The 13,287-nt window shown below is 53.3% G+C and carries 12 protein-coding genes; 1 reads left to right on the top strand and 11 read right to left on the bottom strand.

Annotation, left to right across the window (positions count from 1 at the left end; genetic code table 11):
* Positions 1–30 precede the first annotated feature (30 nt).
* A complete protein-coding gene (locus tag CODIS_RS16305; protein ID WP_083220832.1) occupies positions 31–501 on the bottom strand; it encodes a cytochrome c family protein in 471 nt (156 codons plus the stop codon).
* A 110-nt stretch (positions 502–611) separates the two neighbouring features.
* Positions 612–2,414 (bottom strand): methanol/ethanol family PQQ-dependent dehydrogenase, encoded by a 1,803-nt coding sequence (locus tag CODIS_RS16300; protein WP_069127106.1) that lies wholly within the window; start codon positions 2,412–2,414, stop codon positions 612–614.
* A gap of 903 nt (positions 2,415–3,317) precedes the next feature.
* On the opposite strand from CODIS_RS16300, the gene pip reads away from it, so the two are divergent.
* On the top strand, positions 3,318–4,283 hold the full coding sequence (gene pip, locus CODIS_RS16295) for a prolyl aminopeptidase (RefSeq protein ID WP_069127105.1): 966 nt from the start codon (positions 3,318–3,320) through the stop codon (positions 4,281–4,283).
* Positions 4,284–4,603: 320 nt separating this feature from the next.
* On the opposite strand, the gene pqqE is transcribed toward pip, so the two are convergent.
* From pqqE to CODIS_RS16255, 9 genes are all read right to left on the bottom strand, one after another.
* Entirely contained in the window at positions 4,604–5,761 is a 1,158-nt protein-coding gene (gene pqqE, locus CODIS_RS16290; protein WP_069127104.1) for a pyrroloquinoline quinone biosynthesis protein PqqE, read from the bottom strand.
* Positions 5,727–6,011: a pyrroloquinoline quinone biosynthesis peptide chaperone PqqD gene (gene pqqD, locus CODIS_RS16285; protein ID WP_069127103.1), complete on the bottom strand. Its 285-nt coding sequence runs from the start codon at positions 6,009–6,011 to the stop codon at positions 5,727–5,729. Before pqqD ends, pqqE begins: the two co-directional genes overlap by 35 nt.
* Before the next feature lie 3 nt (positions 6,012–6,014).
* The gene (gene pqqC, locus CODIS_RS16280) at positions 6,015–6,746 is read right to left on the bottom strand and encodes a pyrroloquinoline-quinone synthase PqqC (RefSeq protein ID WP_069127102.1); all 732 of its coding nucleotides are present in this window, start codon (positions 6,744–6,746) and stop codon (positions 6,015–6,017) included.
* 12 nt (positions 6,747–6,758) lie between these two features.
* A complete protein-coding gene (gene pqqB / locus CODIS_RS16275) occupies positions 6,759–7,673 on the bottom strand; it encodes a pyrroloquinoline quinone biosynthesis protein PqqB (protein WP_069127101.1) in 915 nt (304 codons plus the stop codon).
* Positions 7,674–7,733: 60 nt separating this feature from the next.
* Positions 7,734–7,808: a pyrroloquinoline quinone precursor peptide PqqA gene (gene pqqA, locus CODIS_RS21780; RefSeq protein ID WP_108293397.1), complete on the bottom strand. Its 75-nt coding sequence runs from the start codon at positions 7,806–7,808 to the stop codon at positions 7,734–7,736.
* A 425-nt stretch (positions 7,809–8,233) separates the two neighbouring features.
* The gene (locus tag CODIS_RS16270) at positions 8,234–9,046 is read right to left on the bottom strand and encodes a formylmethanofuran dehydrogenase subunit C (RefSeq protein ID WP_069127100.1); all 813 of its coding nucleotides are present in this window, start codon (positions 9,044–9,046) and stop codon (positions 8,234–8,236) included.
* Positions 9,043–9,939, bottom strand: a complete 897-nt coding sequence (gene fhcD / locus CODIS_RS16265) for a formylmethanofuran--tetrahydromethanopterin N-formyltransferase (RefSeq protein ID WP_069127099.1) — start codon at positions 9,937–9,939, stop codon at positions 9,043–9,045. The genes CODIS_RS16270 and fhcD overlap by 4 nt, the downstream gene beginning before the upstream one ends.
* Positions 9,936–11,603 carry a formylmethanofuran dehydrogenase subunit A gene (locus CODIS_RS16260; protein ID WP_069127098.1) on the bottom strand — a complete coding sequence of 556 codons (1,668 nt, stop codon included), beginning with the start codon at positions 11,601–11,603 and terminating at the stop codon, positions 9,936–9,938. Before CODIS_RS16260 ends, fhcD begins: the two co-directional genes overlap by 4 nt.
* A complete protein-coding gene (locus CODIS_RS16255; RefSeq protein WP_069127097.1) occupies positions 11,597–12,913 on the bottom strand; it encodes a hypothetical protein in 1,317 nt (438 codons plus the stop codon). The genes CODIS_RS16260 and CODIS_RS16255 overlap by 7 nt, the downstream gene beginning before the upstream one ends.
* Between the last annotated feature and the right edge of the window lie 374 nt (positions 12,914–13,287).

The raw sequence follows: 13,287 nt of genomic DNA, 5'->3' as shown, positions 1-13,287 counted from the left end.
CGCAGTGTTAACAGGCCCTAGAACCTCTGTCTATTTGTCCGCGATCAGTTTTTTGACTTTCGGAAACTTCGCGGGTCTGTTCATCCCAATGACACCGTCTGAGCGAGCCTTTAGATAGGCATAGATATCGGCAATATATTTGATGACATCTATGTTCTTTGCGAAAGAGGGCATCACGCTATTGTTCATTCCTACCCTTCCTGTGACGACTGCGTTGACGAAATCGCCATAGGACATCACTTTCAGTGATTCGAGCAGTGCCGGTGCGTAGGAACTTCCCATGCCGGCCGGTCCGTGACAGACATGGCAATCGGCATGATAACGACGAAAACCGTTATAGGTGCCGAAATCGACCTTGCCGTCTTCGAAGTAGTAGGGTTGCTCAGGTGAAGGTACAAAATCTCTGTAATCGGCCTTGGATGCAGCTGAGTAGCCCGAGATGGAGTAGGTGAGGGCGATGGTCGCCAATAGTAGGGATTTACTGAACTTATTACGCTGCATGATTAGCCTCATGGAATCCAATAATATGCGTTGTGACTCTGTCGGGATTAAGTCGCCACCCACCGTTAAGTCAGTGAGTGGCGACTGTTCTGGCAGGGGATATCGATCCCTTAGTTCGGCAGTTCGAATACAGTCAGCGTGCCGCCCAGTTGGGTATAGTCGCTGAGGGATGCATAGGCACCCACAGCACCCAAGCCGGCTGTCGGATCGGTCAATCCTGCTGCCATGCCGATACCGGCCCAGCCACCGAGTCCGGAGAGGACAGCGATATATTGCTTGCCGTTATGCATGTAGGTATTGACGTTACCGATGATGCCGGAAGGAGTCTTGAACTTGTACAGCTCTTTACCCGACTTGGCATCGACTGCTTTCAGATAACCCTCCAAGGTGCCGTAGAAGACCACGTCACCAGCCGTGGAGAGTGCACCGCTCCATACGGAGAAGGGCTCGGGGTTGGACCACACAATCTTGCCCTTGTCGGCATCCCAGGCAATGAAGTTACCCAGATGATCGCTACCGGGTGCCGGGTACATGGAGAGGGTTGCGCCCACATAGGGTTGACCCGCGGTGTACGAAACCTGGAACGGCTCGTAGTCCATGCAGACATGGTTGGTCGGCACATAGAACAGCTTGGTGCGCGGCGAGTAACTAGCGGGCTGCTGATCCTTCGTGCCCAAAGCCGCCGGGCAGATACCGGTGGAGTTGACGTCTTCACCGTTCTGATGGGTGGAGTACTTGGCTACGACCTGTGGACGACCGGTGTCCATGTCGATATGGGTCGCCCAGTTAACAGCAGGATCGAATTTCTCGGCAACCAACAGTTCGCCGTTAGCACGATCCATGGTATAGCCGAAACCATTGCGATCGAAGTGGACCAGGGCCTTGCGCATCTTACCCTTGATCTCTTTGTCGACCAGGATCATTTCATTGATGCCGTCATAGTCCCACTCGTCATGCGGTGTCATCTGGTAGACCCACTTGGCAATGCCAGTGTCCACGTCACGCGCGAAGATGGTCATCGACCAGCGGTTATCGCCGGGACGCTGAACCGGATTCCATGTGCTGGGGTTGCCTGAGCCGTAATACATCAGGTTCAGATCCGGATCATAGGAATACCAGCCCCAAGTGGCGCCGCCTCCGATCTTCCACTGGTCACCCTTCCAGGTATTGATACCGGAGTCTTTTCCTACCGGCTTACCGAGATGGGTAGTCTTCTGAGGATCGAGAAGGGTATCGCTATCCGGTCCCATTGAGTAAGCACGCCATGCCAGTTTGCCATCTTTGAGATTGTAGGCAGTCATGGAACCGCGCACACCGAACTCACCACCTGAGATACCGATAAAGACTTTGTCTTTTACCACCATGGGAGCCGCTGTGGAGGTCTCACCCTTGGACGGGTCGCCGTTTACCACGGACCAGATTTTCTTGCCGGTCTTTGCATCCAGGGCCACCAGCGTGGTGTCGGCCTGTGAAAGTATGATCTTACCGTCGCCATAGGCCAGACCACGGTTGACGGTGTCGCAACACATGACCGGAATAACGCTGGTGTCCTGTCTCGGCTCATACTTCCAAATAATTCTACCGTCATTACTCAGATCAAGGGCGAAGACCTTATTGGGAAACGGGCTGTGGATATACATGACATCCCCGAGTACCAGGGGGCCGCCCTCATGACCACGCAGAACGCCGGTGGAGAAGGTCCAGGCAACCCTCAGATCCTTAACGTTACTGGTGTTGATTTGGTCCAGTTCGCTGTAGCGGGTACTTGCATAATTGCCGTTAGGCATTACCCAGTCGTTTGGGTTGTTTTGCATTTTCAGTAGTTCTGAATTTGCCGTCACTCCACCTGCAGCGCTGAGCATTGCAGAGGCAGTGAAGCATATCGCCAGAACTTTGCGCTTTGCTTTTACCATAGTATGTATCCTCGAGTTTTTTTGTGGGACTGCCTCTACAAGGTAAAATTATTCGATTTAGAGACCGGATACAGACCGGATAAAATCGAAATTTGTCGGTTTAGCTTCTCCCTCGCTATCAATAGACTCCTCACATTTGGTACATTTAGAACGATCCTGTCGCACGATCACAGGCAGTCTTTCAGAGCGACAATCACAAAAGAGCAACTTGTGTGCCAAACGAAATATATCGCGTTGCAACTGCTGCTTTGATGTGTGAAATATTGGCGCGGATAGGAACAATCCGCGGCTGCCCCTGTGGTGAGCAGCTAATAAGGCACTTACGCAGTTAGATCGCTCCCCGGCGCAGGAATTCAACAATCCGTAGGACAATCTTGTTTTTGCAAGTGTTAGCCAGTGAATATCTGAATATTTCTCTAAAGTCTGGATAACCTTTTGTTTTAATTATAATAGATTCTTAATAAGGTAAGTCTGAAGCCATCTATGCTAGAGCTGCGGAATCTGCAATCATCGCTAAGTTCATCATGTCTATCGCTAATAACTTCAATGAGTTAACTAGAGTTCTCGCTACTCAGCCAAAGGGCATGCAGGGGTGTAAAGTGCGATTCGGGTCTTAATGGATGAAACAGTTGTTCACGTTCCGGTTACATTGAGTTGCCGGTTTCCCGCTAAGGGATAAAGATGTGATTCATTTTTTTTGTGTGGAAGTATGTTGTGTGTCACTGCTGTGACACTTTTTCCGGAGGTCTTAAGATTCAATATAGAATCGATTAATCAATCAATCTCAATTCAAATATAATCAGACTGGCGATTAAATATGGTCTTGAGCAAGGGTATGTTATGAAGCCCTGATCATGACACATTTGGTTGCCGGACTCATAATCAGGCCCAGACAGGTGACTGATGAGATCACTCTATCCTCCCAACGAACCTAATGCCGTATATAAGATATGCGTCGATCAATTTCACGAGCTCTATGTGGAGGAGTGTGGCAATACACAGGGAGTTCCCGTGGTGTTTCTCCACGGCGGTCCGGGCTCGGGTTGTTCGGAAGACCACCGCCGCTTTTTCGATCCCGATTTCTACAGAATCATTCTCTTCGATCAGCGTGGTTCAGGAAAATCCCTGCCCCTGGGAGAGATAAAGAAAAACCGTACCTTGGAACTTGTGTCGGATATGGAAACGATCCGCAGCCACCTGGAAATTGATCGATGGATGCTGTTTGGCGGCTCATGGGGTGCAACCTTATCGCTTATCTATGCCCTTTCCCATCCCGACAGGGTGCTCGGAATGATCTTAAGGGGGACGTTTCTTGCACGTGAAACTGATCTGGATTGGTTTTTCGTAGGTCTCAAGCGCCTCTTCCCACAGGCCTGGAACAGGCTGTCGCACGGGCTACCGGATAATACGGAACTGGAGAACCTAATCAGTTGGTATCACGCCGCAGTTCATGCCGGTAACGATATCCTCGCGCTACAGGCTGCACATAGATGGTCAGAGTGGGGCAGTCGCATAGTCAACTGGCATAAGCCACAAAGTGAAGCAGACGCTGACAAAGCACCCGAATCGGAAGTGCAGCAAGAGCGATTGCTGGCAAAGGTCAAAATCGAGACACACTATGCCCGCCACCGCTATTTCATTGAGAATAACGAGATACTCAACCGCATCGGATCACTTTCCGCCATGCCTGTCTCAGTCGTGCATGGCCGATTCGATCTTATCTGTACCATGGAATCGGCCTGGCTGCTGCATCGGGCCATCCCCGATTCACGATTCGTACAAGTACCTGATGCAGGCCATATCATAGACGAGCCCTCAATGGCGGCAGCACTGGTGGAAGAGACCGATCGGATGCGTGAGCTGCTATAGATTCAGATGAACACAAGCCGCGAATGGACGCGAATCACCGCATTATAAAAAAGTCCGCAAATGAACGCTAATAAACGCAAATGAATTCATTGCAAATTGTTGAGTTGTAATAAACTATATCAATGGTCAAGTTTGAAGCGGTATCTTATAAAAAAGCCGTAGTAGCTCTGTAGCCACAAGACCGCCAACCTCCCTTATGAACCATACGTCTGCGCTCTGTAGGAAAGACAAATACAATATCATTAGCGTTTATTTGCGAACTAATACATTTTGCGTAAATTTGCGGTGATTCGCGTCCATTTGCGGCTTTATTCTTTCTGTTACTGCCCGCTCGCCTTGGGCCATTTACCGGCTGTGAGTTTTTTCGAGTTGCGCATGTTGCGGAACACCAGGGGTGCGGTGTCAGGCTCGCGTGGTATGTTCGTATCATCGACCATTTGGACTATTTGTTCATGGTGGGGCGATTTGCTGCAGACCGGATCGGCATTGGCGGCATCACCGGTCAACAGGTAGGCCTGGCAGCGGCAGCCACCGAAGTCTTTCTCCTTTTCGTCACAATTGCGGCAGGGTTCTTTCATCCAGCTGTAGCCGCGGAACCTGTTGAAATCGGAGGAGTCGTTCCAGATCCATTCGATGCTGTGGTCACGCACGTTGGGAAAGGTGAGCCCAGGCAGTTCGCCGGCTGCATGACAGGGAAGGGCAGTGCCGTCGGGGGCCACGGTGAGGAAGACAGCACCCCAACCGTTCATACAGGCCTTGGGACGTTCTTCGTGGTAATCTGGCACTACATAGAAGATTCGCATCTTACCCTTGAATTTCTCCTGATAGCGGTGGGCCACCGCCTCCGCTGCTTCAACCTGGTCGCGGCTCGGCAGCAGCTGTTGCCGATTGTGCAGGGCCCAGCCGTAGTACTGGGTGGTGGCCAGTTCCACATAGTCAGCCTCGAGGGCATGAGACATCTCAAGGATCTGTTCCACCTGGTCTTCATTGTGCCGGTGAAGGACGAAACAGAGCACCATCGGGTAGTCGTACTTCTTCACCAGCCGTGCCATCTCGAGCTTATGCCGGAAGGAGTTGTTGCCGGCGATGAAGTTGTTGAGCTCTTCACTGCTGGCTTGAAAGCTGACCTGGATGTGATCCAACCCGGCCTCCTTGAAGGCCTTTATGCGGGCCTCATCCATGCCGACGCCGGAGGTTAGCAGGTTGGTGTAGTATCCCAGTTTGTGCGCTTCCGCAATGAGTACTTCCAGATCCTTGCGCACCAGTGCTTCACCGCCGGAGAAACCGAGCTGCACCGCCCCCAGGGCGCGCGCCTCGCGAAACACCCGGATCCAATCCTCGGTGGAGAGTTCGTCCTTATAACGGGCGATGTCGAGCGGATTGGAGCAGTAGGGACACTGCAACGGACACTTGTAGGTCAACTCCGCCAGCAGCCAGAGTGGCTTAGGCGGGCTTGTGTCGGATCCATTGGTTGTCATAAGCGGTATCCAGAAATTGATAGACGTCGGTTTCGAGCTCTGCTTCAGGAAGGGCTGACTTCAGGTCGTCAATGATAGTGGCGACACTCGTTTCGCCGTCACATCGTTTTAGGATCTCCCCGGCGGCATGATTGAGTTTGACCATACCCTCGGGATAGAGGATTACATGACAGCCCTGGGCCTCTTCCCATTGAAAACGGAAAGTGGGCGCCATCTGTGGGATGTCTTCGGCATTAAAATGGCTGCTCATAGGTCAGGCTGTGATGTTGTGATAGGGCGGTTTGTTTTCCACATAGGCCATCCACATGCAATCGAGCATGGTCCACAGGATATCGAGCTTGAACTGCAACACCTCCAGCATCTTCTCCTGTTGCTCACGGGTTTTATAGTAGTTCAGTGTGATATCCAATCCATGCAATACATCACGGCGGGCTTCGGTCAGGCGCTTGCGGAAATAACGGTATCCGCGCTCGTCTATCCACGGATAATATTGCGGCCAATTGTCGAGCCGTTTTTGATGAATGGTGGGGGCAAAGAGTTCCGTCAGCGAGGAACTGGCCGCCACCTCCCAGGGTTGCTGGCGGGCAAAATTGACATAGGCGTCTATGGCGAATTTGACGCCCGGCAGCAGGTGCTTGTGGGAGAGTAGATCCTCTCGCGACAGACCCACGGCCTCACCCAACAGCAGCCAGGCCTCGATACCCCCCTCGTCACCCTGGGTGCCGTCGTGGTCGATGATCCGCTGTATCCAGTGGCGGCGCACGTCACGGTCGGGGCAGTTGGCCATGATAGCGGCATCCTTTACCGGGATGATGACCTGGTAATAAAAACGGTTGGCGACCCAACCCTGTATGGCCGGTTTATCCAGCTTGCCGCTGTTCATCAAAATATGGAACTCATGATGAATGTGGTAGTACTTCTCCTTTTCCCTGAGCTTCTGTTCAAACTCCTGTTTCGTCCATGGATTGGTTGGATAGGCGGTCATAGCTGATCCCGTTTATAGTTTGATCTGCATGCCATCGTGAGATACCTCGACACCGGCCTTGTTCAACGTTTGCCGTTCGGGTGAATCATCCACGAGGATGGGATTGGTGTTGTTGATATGAATAAGTATCTTTCTCGGTTTGCCAAGGTCGCTCATAATATCGATGATGCCGCCCTTGCCCGATTGATCGAGATGCCCCATTTCACTGCCGAGCTTGTTGCTGATACCCGCCTCGATCATCTCGTCGTTCTGCCATAAAGTCCCATCAACCAGTAAGCAGTCGGCTTCTTGCATATAGGGCAGAATGTGGGGCTCCATGGAACCCAGCCCGGGTGCGTAAAACAGGTTTTTTCCGCTTGCGGTGTTTTCAACCCGTACGCCGATGTTGTCTCCTGGAACTGTGTTATGGCGGTGAGGCGAGTAGGGGGGTGCTTCACTCTTCAGCGGTACCGCAGTGAACACCAAACCTTCGATGCCCGGAATGAAAAAATTCGACTCGTCGGTCAGAATCTCGTGCCAGTTGACCCCTCTGAAGTGGCCAAGAATGTTGAATATCGGGTAGCCGCTGGTCAAATCGTCATGTACGGCCCGGGTGCAATAGATATCCCAGGGTGCCGTGTGCTCACGCAGTAGCAACAAGCCGGTGGTATGATCGATCTGTGCATCCACCAACAGAATTGCTCGTATTGCCGTATCGCGAATGGTTCTGCCCGGTTGTAAGACTGGAAAGGATTCCAACTGGGCTCGGATATCCGGCGACGCATTGAAGAGTACCCAATCCTCACCGTTGGCGCTGATTGCAATGGAGGATTGTGTGCGGGCTGCCGCTTTGATGGTTCCGGTTCGTACTCCCCGGCAGTTATGGCAATTACAGTTCCATTGCGGAAATCCGCCACCCGCGCCGGAACCCAAAATATGTATCAGCATGAATGAGGTATGGTTATGTCCGGAACCACCGGCATGAAAGGTGGTTCCGGCAATTACAGCTTATCGGTTGTTGATGTAAAGATTGATCTCAAAACCGAAACGTAGATCTTGATAGGAAGGTGTAGACCAATTCATGAGGTATCGCTCCTGTTGATTTTCGCTAGTCTCAGAAAATGCATGAGCTTTGTCAGCAGATAACATGCATACGTTCAACTGCAAGTAGTCTCTATTTATGGGGTTCACCACGCATAGGGGCTTGCTAGGAATAATGGCAAAAAAACATTGGGAATTTTTCCCGACACGGCTCGGGATAGGGCCATATGTTACACACGACCTGTACCGGATCGGTGACACTGGATGATTGTCGTTAAGGAAGTAACACATCCTTCCCGTATAACTTCATGAGCAGCTTAATAAAATGATTAAGCAGAAAATAAGATGGCCAGGTGTAGAATGTGTGTCAGATTTGGATTACCTATTGAGACAATAGTAAATTTCAATTGCGAGAACTGTTCTTTACCGCTCTTGGAGTCCTGAACATAGCTTGTAATGGTGCCGGTTTAATAACAGATCAGTATCTCTCCCTGACCACCGCAGCTTAGATCGCCGAGCCAACGATGGACCTGATTGCCCCGTTCCGCCAGATTTGAAAAGGGTGGTTGATCTTTGAAGCTTTGGATGAGCAGTGTCAGGAAATTAAGATGGTGTCGACCGTTATCGTTGAAGGTGGCCGGCATCGAAACGGGTGGCCTTGTCAAAATCAATGTACCGCGGCGCATAGCCATTCCGGCCTGCTCGCCGCACTGACCCAATACCACCATGGTTCCCGCAACCATACGCGATACACAATAGTCGCCACAGTTGCCTCCGATCAGGATAGTCCCACGGCGCATCAGATCGCCGGCCCTGTCTCCCGCATCTCCTTTTAGAATGATGATACCGCCGCGCATACCCTGGCGCTCGCCTGTGATGGCGCCACCCAGGAAATCTCCCGCGTTGCCGGCGATTTCCAGGTGACCTCCCTGCATGGCGCAGCCTGCAGCCACGCCCACATTGCCACTCACCTGAATGGTGCCGTCCCGCATACCGCATCCGAGATAGGCGCCGGCCTTGCCCTCGATCATGATCTTCCCACTGGTCATGCCTGCGCCGATCCCATCGAGTCGGTCGCTCTCCGACTGGATAACGATCTGATCAGTTACCTTGCCGTCGATGGCGAACAGCTCAGCGGCATCGACCCGCCGGTTTCCCAGCCATAGGGGAATGCTTGCTATCTCACCCACTTTTTTGCCGGCCAGATGCGCGGGGGTGAAGGGACTCATGTCCAGACGTTGCGAGAGGCTGTGCTTCAGCTTCAGGGTCAGGGCACTCATGCCATCACCTCACGCAAGTGGAAATGGTACTGACCCAACTTGCCGCCATAGTTGCCGGCTGAGATACGGCGGATTCCGGCCGCGGCACCCAGTTCGCATACTGCCGAGATGCCGGTCCGGGTAGCAAATTTGACATCGGCATCACTCAGACCGTTGATGACGATCTCCATCACCGATCCGATATCGGGACCGAGCCTGGTGTCGACCAGTCCCCTGAGCGTGGGACAGTAAGCGTCGTTGGTGGAGGCCATCAAGGCCTTGTATTTTGATCCCACCTTGGAGCCGGAACGAACGATACCGCCGGGAAAGGGCATGATCACGTTCGGCAGCTTGCGCATCGCCTCGATCGCCCTTTCACAGGCGCTGAGTGCCTGCTGTTGTGTCTCGGCGAGCACCAGGAAGTTGCCGCCGCCGACAGCAGGTATCCGGGCAACGCTCTCCTCACAGAGGAACTCGCCATCCATCACCGGTATGCGCCAATAGCGTGTGCCGTCGATCTGTTTGGAGATCTGGTGGCCGTCACCGAAAAAGCGCAGATTCTTACCCAGTGGTATCCGCTTCTCCCCGTCGATACCGGCAAAGAGGGCGGTGGTGGGGCAGGTCAACACACACTGGCCCACACGGGTCTCCAGCTGCTTCGCCAGTGCCTTGCCGGACATGCCGAAAAGCAGCACACTCACGCCAGGACGTCCATCGGGGGTCTTATCAGGGGCGATCTCCGCTTCGATATCCGCCTCTACACCGCAACCGATCACCGATGTGGCGAATCCGGTCATGGTTTCGCCGGCGATAAGCGCCCAGCGGTGGTTGATGGCTGTGATGATGACGCGGGTGGCGCTCATGCCGAAGGCCTCGGCGAAGGTGTCCTCGATCTCTGTGCCGTTGATGATCATGTTCGGCTTCCCTTACAGGCATGGATATTGACCTGGCTGCCGATTCCCTCGGCCATCTCGTCGTCGGAGATGACGAAGTTGTGGAGGCCGATGCTGTGATAACGTTCGAACCTGCGCTCTATCAGTTTCTCTATACGCTTGTCGTACTCTGGCCTTACGACTTGAGTGGCGCCTTTGACAGGCTGAGTGATCCGCCCTTCCTCAACAACCACTTCTCCCTGTTTGAAAACCAGCATCGGTCGCTCGAACATCCGCTCCGGATTCTCGTGCTGATGATAGACTGCGATATCCGCCAAGGCACCCGGCGCCAAGTGTCCACGGTCTGACAACCCCAGAATCCTTGCCGGCGCGGCCCGGGTCATGATGGCGATTTCGTAGAGTGAATACTCCCGTTCCAGACTGCCCAGGTGAGTGGCTGCCGAGGCCTCAGGATGGATCTGTCCCATCAGGTCGTTGCGAAAGCCTCTGTCCATCAACAGCCGGATCAGGTGGGGATAGCTGGTGAAGGGGGCGCCGTTGGGGTGGTCGGTGGTGAGAAAGATCCGCCAGGGATCGTCCACCATCAGAAACAGTTCGAGGCCTATCGCCCACTGCAGGGCATTGACGAAGTTCTTGTCGCGATAGCGAAAGGGCACCACACCGCATCCCGCATCGCACTCGATATCCATACAGGTCCACTTATTGGGATGGGCATGGTTGTGGTTGGCATGCTGGGCCATGGTGTCACCCGATATGGTGACCGTCTGACCGAACATCACCTGGCCAACATCGATAGAGATATTGGATTGGTTGTTGACGGCCTCGGCAATCTCGGCCGCGCAGGAGGAGAATTTTTGGTCACCCTCGGCACCATAACTATGGAACTGTATATGGGTGAGGTGGATGGGGAATCCTTCGGCTGCCTCCATGGTTGCCAGGGTTGACAGATAGTTACCCGGTACACCCAGATTACTGGCGTGGACATGCAGTGGATGGGGCACCCCCAGTTCGCTCAGGGCACGGCTCAGTGTGCGCACAATATCGCGTGGAGTTATCCGGTAGTGGGGATGGGAATCGTCCACATCCAGTGCCCGTTGGTTGAATTTAAAGGCATTGATGCCGCCGGGATTGACCACCTTGATACCGATACACTGAGCTGCGTGCAGGGTCCAGGCCACGTAGTCATTGAGGGTTTGCTGCTCGGCCCCTTCGGATATCAGCTGCAGTAACAGATCATCATTGCCCAGCATGGCATAGCCGCCGGTATCGATCATCGGGGTATCGGCCATCTCCATATGGGCCTGACGGGCATTGGCCGGTAGTACGGCCGGTTCGAAACAACTTGTGTAACCCATCTCCGCGTAGCGGTATCCCGCTGCCAAAGTGGAGGGGATGGCATGCCCGCCGCCCGAGCGGGTCAGGTCGGTCTTCGGCCGGGCGCTTCCACGTTGATCCTCCGGCAGCATGGTGCGCGCGATATTGACCTTGCCGCCGCCTATATGGGTATGCATGTCAATGGCACCGGCCATGACGATTTTGCCATCCAATGAATAAGTTCGATGGACGATTTCGCTATCGGCCGGCGGATCGACTATCTTACCGTCTCGGATATAGATATCCCTGGTATCACCGTTGATGCCATTGGCCGGGTCGTAGAGCTTGCCGCCCGTGAGTTTGCTCAGCATGCGGGAGCACTTTCAGGCTCGTCTGCAAAGGGCAGCAGCCGTTCATTCAGTTGGTTCACGATAAGACTGACCGCAGGCAGGCCGATATCTCTCAGCTTGCCGAGGGGTAGTGAGCAGACACCATCACTGCGGTACCAATGTCCCCGGTGGTCGATACCCGGTACACCCACGGGGATGTAGAGCGATGGTTGCTGTTCAAACATCATGCCGGCATGGCCAAGCACGATGGTCGGAGTCTTGGTAGGTGGAGGCGTGGCTAGTGAGGAGAACGATGAGACCCATAACAACAGATCACTCTCGCCGCTCGTGAGCAGATCCTGCCAGCGGAAGAGTGATGGATCATGCTCCGGATATCCGCGTTGCAGCCGAGTACGCAATGGGTATCCAAGCTGCCAGGTACAGACCTGGTTTGCGGTGATATCCGCCTGTGTTCCGGCTAGCGGGAGGGCGGCGCTGCGCGTCTTGGCATTGAGTGCTTTAACCAGATCCACCAGGCTCTGTACAACTAATTCGGCATGGGCCATGGTGAGTTCCGCAGCGCTCCATGAGATAACACTGTATTTTGCAGCTTTGAGTTGTTCGGCAAGTGCGGTCAGTGAATTGCCGAGATCATCTCCAAGCCGGTCCGAATCGACCGGTCTGTCGGCAACGAGGCCGCGTAACAGTCCCGCCGCATCTGATAATGACTCGATATCCGTTGCTATCACCGTCGGGTTCAACTGTGCCAACTCGGTTGGTATATCGTCCTGTTGCCAGGGGCCGAGCAATATAATCCTTCGTTGATTGGTTTCAACGAAGAGACTCTCTTCAGGATGCAGCACGCGTTCGACAAGTCGTGGAAAGCGGTCGATGCATTGGCTGCCCACCAACAGGATCAGGTCGGCCCGATTGCGCACCTCGGTGAAAGTGGTGGTGAACCAACCGTTATCCTGTACGACACGTAGATTGCGAAACATGGCATCACCGTTGAGGTGATCCAGGGTGGCGCCACACCGGTCAGCCAGTGCAAGGATGCCACGCATGCCATTGACGTCTGTCGCCAGTCCGGCGAAGAGCGGAGATCGTGCCTGCCGCAATAACTCAGTGCCGTAGTCCAGCGCCTCTTCCAACGTGGTCGCTCTGCCGTCGATCATGGGGTCCTGATCGGTATGATGAAAGGCGGTGTCGTAGAAGGCACGTGCCAGATGACATCCGTTCTGAATAGATTTCAGCTGCCCATCGCTCATCTCAATTTTCAGGTCATCGCAACTCAATCCACAACAAGGACAGGTGACCGCGTCCATCATCTGTTCGATTTCATTATTCCACATGCTGCGCTGATAACCCTGCTTGTGAGTGATGCTCGGATGTATCGATTTACGAGTTAGTGCAGAAAACGTGCCACTGAACAATGTCTGATTTTATTTACCTATATCAATCGTCACGAACTTTGGTCACGGTTGGTATTAGGTTACACCAGATCCGGGCAAAAATAAGGATCTATAGATAAGCCAATCTTTGGAATAGGTGGAAACATAACCATATGACATCAGGTTGCTTCCTTGGCGAAATCGAATTCAACCATTTGATCGGCGACTCGGATCAACTGTTAACTGCTGGGGCAGGGCAGGTGACACATTGGTCCAACTCAGGCGCATTTAAGGTCTAAGATAGAACTAAACATTGCAGTGAGTCGGATGTAAAA

This window comes from Candidatus Thiodiazotropha endolucinida (genome assembly GCF_001715975.1).
GTDB classification, from domain to species: domain Bacteria; phylum Pseudomonadota; class Gammaproteobacteria; order Chromatiales; family Chromatiaceae; genus Thiodiazotropha; species Thiodiazotropha endolucinida.
This window is presented reverse-complemented; position numbering and strand designations above follow the sequence as displayed.

Coding starts and splice junctions, on each gene's coding strand:
- pip (WP_069127105.1), top strand. CDS start 3,318: ATGAGATCACTCTATCCTCCCAACGAACCTAATGCCGTATATAAGATA.
- CODIS_RS16270 (WP_069127100.1), bottom strand. CDS start 9,046: ATGAGTGCCCTGACCCTGAAGCTGAAGCACAGCCTCTCGCAACGTCTG.
- pqqC (WP_069127102.1), bottom strand. CDS start 6,746: ATGACCGCCTATCCAACCAATCCATGGACGAAACAGGAGTTTGAACAG.
- pqqE (WP_069127104.1), bottom strand. CDS start 5,761: ATGACAACCAATGGATCCGACACAAGCCCGCCTAAGCCACTCTGGCTG.
- CODIS_RS16305 (WP_083220832.1), bottom strand. CDS start 501: ATGCAGCGTAATAAGTTCAGTAAATCCCTACTATTGGCGACCATCGCC.
- CODIS_RS16255 (WP_069127097.1), bottom strand. CDS start 12,913: ATGTGGAATAATGAAATCGAACAGATGATGGACGCGGTCACCTGTCCT.
- CODIS_RS16300 (WP_069127106.1), bottom strand. CDS start 2,414: ATGGTAAAAGCAAAGCGCAAAGTTCTGGCGATATGCTTCACTGCCTCT.
- fhcD (WP_069127099.1), bottom strand. CDS start 9,939: ATGATCATCAACGGCACAGAGATCGAGGACACCTTCGCCGAGGCCTTC.
- pqqD (WP_069127103.1), bottom strand. CDS start 6,011: ATGAGCAGCCATTTTAATGCCGAAGACATCCCACAGATGGCGCCCACT.
- CODIS_RS16260 (WP_069127098.1), bottom strand. CDS start 11,603: ATGCTGAGCAAACTCACGGGCGGCAAGCTCTACGACCCGGCCAATGGC.
- pqqB (WP_069127101.1), bottom strand. CDS start 7,673: ATGCTGATACATATTTTGGGTTCCGGCGCGGGTGGCGGATTTCCGCAA.